This window comes from Levilactobacillus paucivorans (assembly GCF_001437125.1).
Taxonomy (GTDB): domain Bacteria; phylum Bacillota; class Bacilli; order Lactobacillales; family Lactobacillaceae; genus Levilactobacillus; species Levilactobacillus paucivorans.
Genome location: NZ_JQCA01000166.1, coordinates 1 through 4,956, shown reverse-complemented (window position 1 = coordinate 4,956; position 4,956 = coordinate 1). Strand labels below are relative to the sequence as shown.

At 48.2% G+C, this 4,956-nt stretch carries 5 protein-coding genes and 2 tRNA genes; 5 read left to right on the top strand and 2 right to left on the bottom strand.

The window, feature by feature from the left end:
- Positions 1 to 76: 76 nt before the first annotated feature.
- Positions 77 to 150, top strand: a tRNA-Met gene (locus IV54_RS11130).
- Between the two features lie 5 nt (positions 151 to 155).
- Positions 156 to 229 (top strand) — tRNA-Asp (locus IV54_RS11125).
- A gap of 290 nt (positions 230 to 519) precedes the next feature.
- Here IV54_RS11125 and IV54_RS11120 read toward each other — a convergent pair.
- Both IV54_RS11120 and IV54_RS11115 read right to left on the bottom strand, forming a co-directional pair.
- Positions 520 to 1,740: a DUF2075 domain-containing protein gene (locus tag IV54_RS11120; protein WP_057879396.1), complete on the bottom strand. Its 1,221-nt coding sequence runs from the start codon at positions 1,738 to 1,740 to the stop codon at positions 520 to 522.
- 85 nt (positions 1,741 to 1,825) lie between these two features.
- Positions 1,826 to 2,368, bottom strand: coding sequence for an antibiotic biosynthesis monooxygenase family protein (locus tag IV54_RS11115; RefSeq protein WP_057879395.1), 543 nt, complete (start codon positions 2,366 to 2,368; stop codon positions 1,826 to 1,828).
- A gap of 124 nt (positions 2,369 to 2,492) precedes the next feature.
- Between IV54_RS11115 and IV54_RS11110 the strand changes: the two genes are divergently transcribed.
- The 3 genes from IV54_RS11110 (at position 2,493) to IV54_RS11100 (ending at position 4,710) form a co-directional block, all read left to right on the top strand.
- Entirely contained in the window at positions 2,493 to 3,233 is a 741-nt protein-coding gene (locus tag IV54_RS11110; RefSeq protein WP_057879394.1) for an MBL fold metallo-hydrolase, read from the top strand.
- 200 nt (positions 3,234 to 3,433) lie between these two features.
- Complete coding sequence (gene spxA, locus IV54_RS11105; RefSeq protein ID WP_057879393.1) at positions 3,434 to 3,850, top strand: transcriptional regulator SpxA; 417 nt, start codon at positions 3,434 to 3,436, stop codon at positions 3,848 to 3,850.
- Between the two features lie 137 nt (positions 3,851 to 3,987).
- A complete protein-coding gene (locus tag IV54_RS11100; protein WP_057879392.1) occupies positions 3,988 to 4,710 on the top strand; it encodes an adaptor protein MecA in 723 nt (240 codons plus the stop codon).
- The last annotated feature ends 246 nt before the right edge of the window (positions 4,711 to 4,956 follow it).

Sequence of the window (4,956 nt, the reverse complement as noted above, 5' to 3'; positions counted from 1 at the left end):
TTAAGACACTGCCCTTTCACGGCAGTAACATGGGTTCGAATCCCGTACGGGTCATTGTTACACAATTTAATATTATCGCGGGATGGAGCAGTCTGGTAGCTCGTCGGGCTCATAACCCGAAGGTCGCAGGTTCAAACCCTGCTCCCGCAATCATTGGTTCGTTGGTCTAGTTGGTTAGGACGCCTCCCTGTCACGGAGGAGATCACGAGTTCGAGTCTCGTACGGACCGTCAGAGCAAGTCTTCCTTAGGGAAGGCTTTTTTGATATCACAAGAAAATAACAAAAAGACACCGTCGTTATCAATGGCTAATACAGTCATTGGCAATGGCGGTGTCTTTTATACCAAAACCTCGAGGGGATTTAAAACAGTTGCGACTCTTTCTTGAAGGGACTGGTGACCACGATGATGAGACCGGCACTTTCAGAAACGTAGTCATCAATTGAAACGACCCGATTATCGGAAAAACCTGACTCAGGGTACTAAGGACAATAACTTTAGCAGGCAGCAGTTAAGGCTTCCTAGTTGTTGAGGCTTTGTTTTAAGAACGAACGTAATCGTTGATCGTGGGCAAAGAGATATAAGCCTTTGACCCCACGTTTCATGAGGACATTCACGGTATTTAAGATGAGTTGGCGTTTGGCTGCCAGAACTTCTTGGGGGTCAGTCAGATCATCACGATGTTTAAAGGTCTCGACATCTGTGTTGCGGTCCAGATTGACTATCAGACGGTTGTCAGTATCTAAGCTGAGGGTAGGGCCAATGATGAGTCCAACGTAATTTAAATCAAACCCCTGACAGGTATAGATCGACCCAACTTCATCGATGGTCTCAGGCAGCTCCGCCCAGGGGGTGCTGGTGTAATTGTACTGATCCCAGGGCAAGTGGAAACGACCTTCAGTGATGTAGTGTTTACCGCCATCTAGTGTGGAGGGGTAGCCGGACGTCGCGACAATGCGTGAGAGGCCGACCGCCTGATTCTTTTGAACAATGGCCTGGCGCATGTCTTCGGCATCGTCAAAGACCCGCAAGTCGTAGTGGTCACCAGCTGTTGTGGGTAGCGGCCGCACTTGAGCGTGGGTAAAGTCGTTGATCCACTGGACCAGCTCGTCGCTGGCCTGCATGCGAAATTGATGAGTCAGACGGTAATTGTCATGGGTAAAAGGAACCAGCAAATGTTGCAGGCGTTTCTCGGTCCAATAGCTCTTAAACCGTAGGACCTGCGTCTCGTCAAAGACCAGGATAATGACCTTGGCATACGCCAACAGCGATTTCAAATGATTGTGGCCATAAAAGTTATTATAGTGGTCAGCCTGTGACAGGAGCAGGTGGGCTTCATCAATGATGAGAACGTCGGGGTGAACCTTACCTTGCTCCGCCTGATTGATGAGTGAGGTAGGCCGTTGAAAGTCCTTCTTAAAGAGGTGCGGACGGTCACCAGCAATTTGCCGATAGACCTTTAAAATTTCCGGGTGGTTGACCAGAAAGTAGTTCTCCGTGTGGGCAAAGACACTGTCTGGTTCCGTCCGTGATGCCGTCTGTAAGCGATCAAATAGGTGTGACAGAATGACACTTTTTCCAGTGCCCGCATCACCGAATACCGTAAAAACAGCTGGCTTCGTCTCGTTTAGGTGAGCACTCGTAAAGTCCAAAATCTTTTGAACCAGTCCAGCTTGCTCCGTGGTTAAGGGCACAGTGGGGGCGATCTTGGTCACCGCTGCGTTAGAGGTTGTTTGCGTCAAAAAAAAGTCGCCAACTTTCTATAAAATGATATAGAACTATTGTAACGCGAATTTCTGGTAAAAGAAAAGACCCACCGAGGGGGCCTTAGGGCGTGACTGGGGGCTGGTCATCGGTGTCACCATCGGCAGAGTCTGTCTCTTCTGGTGGGGCGATCCGATAGGTGGCTGCGTGAGAACTCAGCGCCCGTTGTGTGAACCGTGAAATATCATGGAATCGGTAGGAATGCCGCCAGAGGGCGTAGGCCAGACTATCATCCCAGATGGTGAGGACGACGTATTCGCCAGCAACGCGGTCTTTTTTTAAGACTAGAATGGCCTGCATGCTGACGGGAAGTGCCTCACGGACTAAGCGGTCGAGATGATCCTCGAAGATCTTGGCATCGTCGGGGTCAAAGGTGAAATAGAGAAAATGGTAGAATCCGTGCCAGTCCGTTTCACCGTGACTGAATAAGACCCGGTAACTTAGTCGGCTGAAGAAGACGGTTGGCCGATCGGAAACGTCGACGAGTTGTAATCCAGTGGGATCGGTGGTGTCCGCTAGGAGGACGAACGGTCGATCGGGATGTTTAGAAACAAGTTGTTCAAGTAGGTAACGACTGCCGAAGGTGACAGCAAGTTGGGTTAACATATTGCGAGCCTCCTTTAGGAACCTTTACGCCCATTATAGGGGATCCCTAAGGAAAGCGAAACGTTTACACTCGTTAGACGACGCGCTAAACTGAAGACAAGAACCATAATGAGAGGATGATTGGATGAAGTTAACAGTTTTAGGGTGTTACGGGGGTTACCCATACAACGGTGTGGGAACCAGTAGCTACCTCATCACAAGCGGGGATTATCACCTGTTACTGGATTGCGGGAGTGGGGCCTTGATGGCCTTACAGAAGGTCCTGAGTCCCTTACAACTCAATGCGGTACTCCTGACACACTACCATCATGATCACACGGCCGATGTGGGAGTTCTTCAATACGAATGGCAACTGGGCACCGAGCCTAAGGCAGAACCAATCCTGCCAATTTACGGGCATACTGCGGATCCACTGAACTTCGGCGGTCTGACCTGGCCCCAAGCGACTGAAGGGCGGGCCTATGATCCTAAGCAAACGTTGGAGCTGGGGCCACTCAGTATTGATTTTCTACCGACACATCATCCGGTGCCGGCCTACGCCCCACGGATTACCGAACGGGCGACTGGCCAGACTTTGGCCTTTACCGCAGACACAGCCTATTTTGATGGGCTAATCAATTGGGCTAAGGATACGGATGTCTTGTTGGCAGATACCAATTTCTATGCTGACCATCAAGGCCCAGCCTGGCATCTCACCTCGACACAGTCCGGCCGTTTGGCTCAAGCAGCCCACGTGAAGCAGTTATTGCTTACCCACCTGCCACAGACCGGAGAGTGGTCGCAGTTGACGGCTGAGGCACGGCAGGCTGCCGGGCAAGATGTCCCAGTGGCTACGGTTGAAGTTGGCAAAACATATGAAATCTAATCATAAGTATTCGTTAAATGTTAATTGTCTAACCGACAATTAAAGACTAATCGATTAATAGCGGTCATGATCATGACGATAAATAAACAATCCAATAGATATTGTTTATTAACTATTTACTCAGATCCTCTTCCAATTTCCCCAGAAACCGGTATAATGTATTTATAAAATCATTCATACCACGTGAGGGGGAAACGATCATGACAGTCACGCTCTATACAACACCAAGTTGCACGTCCTGCCGCAAGGCACGTCTATGGTTTGAGAACCATGGAATTGCGTATCGGGAACAGAATATTTTTGCTGAACCTTTGACGGTCGCGGATGTTAAAAATATTTTGCGACTGACAGAAGATGGGACCGAGGAGATCGTTTCCAAACGGTCACGGGTCTACCAGGAGTTAAGTATTGACCTGGATGATCTGCCGTTGCGTGAACTCTACGATCTGATTTGCCAGAACCCAGGGATTCTGCGGCGGCCGATCATGATTGACGACAAACGCCTTCAGGTTGGCTATAACGAAGAAGAGATTCGCCGGTTTTTACCCCGACAAGTCCGCGAACTAGAACTTCAACGGGCACAACGACTGGTAAACGAAACGAATAAGGTTAATTAGTTGCATCTAACCAGATTTGTGAGAAAATAAGTCTTGCAGTCTGGTTTTTTTGTTATGATTACTTTACAAGTAAAATAAAATGGCTAGAATGAGTATCAAGGACGATCCCCAAACCCACGAGAAAGGGGTGTTATTCAATGGAAATGGAACGTATTAACGAAAACACGATCCGCGTCGTCATTGGTAACGATGACCTCAGCGAACGCGGCATTACGGTCTTGGACCTTCTGGGCAACCATAAACAGATCGAAGGTTTCTTCTACAGCATTCTGGAAGAAGTCGATGTCGATCATCAATTCCAAGATAATGATGCTGTGACCTTCCAAGTTTTACCAAATCGGAATGGTCTCGAGCTCTTTATCAGTAAGAATGTCGATGAAGACAGTGCCACTGACACGAATGTGACAGATGCAAGTGTTGACGGGCAACACCCCGATCAGGTGTCGGATCAGTTGAAAGCCCACCTCCTGGAAAAGGACGGTCAGAAGGATTTCTTCTCCAACTTTAAATCTGCCACCGGTAACACCAACGACATCGAGGATTATTTAGATGATGATGGTCAACCAACTACGACTCGGGTCGTACGGTTACCAACATTTGAGGATATGATTAGTTTGGCACGGGTTCTTCACTTGGAGAACGCCGCGTCCAACCTCTATCGTTACAAGAACGCCTACTATTTGGAATTAATTTTCTTCGTCAATGAGTCTTCGCGTGAATCAATCAAAGATGAACTGGCTGTCGCCTATGAATATGGGGACAGCACTAAGGTTGCACCGGATGTTTTGGCCGAGCATGGTCAGCTAATTATGGAACATTCCGCATTAGAACTGACCCGGTACCATTTTTTGAGTGATTAGTCGAGTGAAGGATATCAGGACGCCGGTGGTTGTCTAGCCGCGGCGCCCTTTTTCTATGATTCAGGCTGTATATGGTCTAAGCCCATGTGCATTGATGTGAAAGGATAAAAATGACCTTACAACAATTGGAAGGGGTGTTACTGACCCTGACAGCGGTGATGGCGGTAATAGTTGTTCTAACCATCGTCATTTAGGTAGCGTCAAGAATCTTGTGTAAATGAAATGCCTTCGTACATATAATATGTA

Excerpts from the sequence above, each read along its gene's own strand:
- IV54_RS11115 (WP_057879395.1), bottom strand. The coding sequence starts at position 2,368 with ATGTTAACCCAACTTGCTGTCACCTTCGGCAGTCGTTACCTACTTGAA.
- spxA (WP_057879393.1), top strand. The coding sequence starts at position 3,434 with ATGACAGTCACGCTCTATACAACACCAAGTTGCACGTCCTGCCGCAAG.
- IV54_RS11100 (WP_057879392.1), top strand. The coding sequence starts at position 3,988 with ATGGAAATGGAACGTATTAACGAAAACACGATCCGCGTCGTCATTGGT.
- IV54_RS11110 (WP_057879394.1), top strand. The coding sequence starts at position 2,493 with ATGAAGTTAACAGTTTTAGGGTGTTACGGGGGTTACCCATACAACGGT.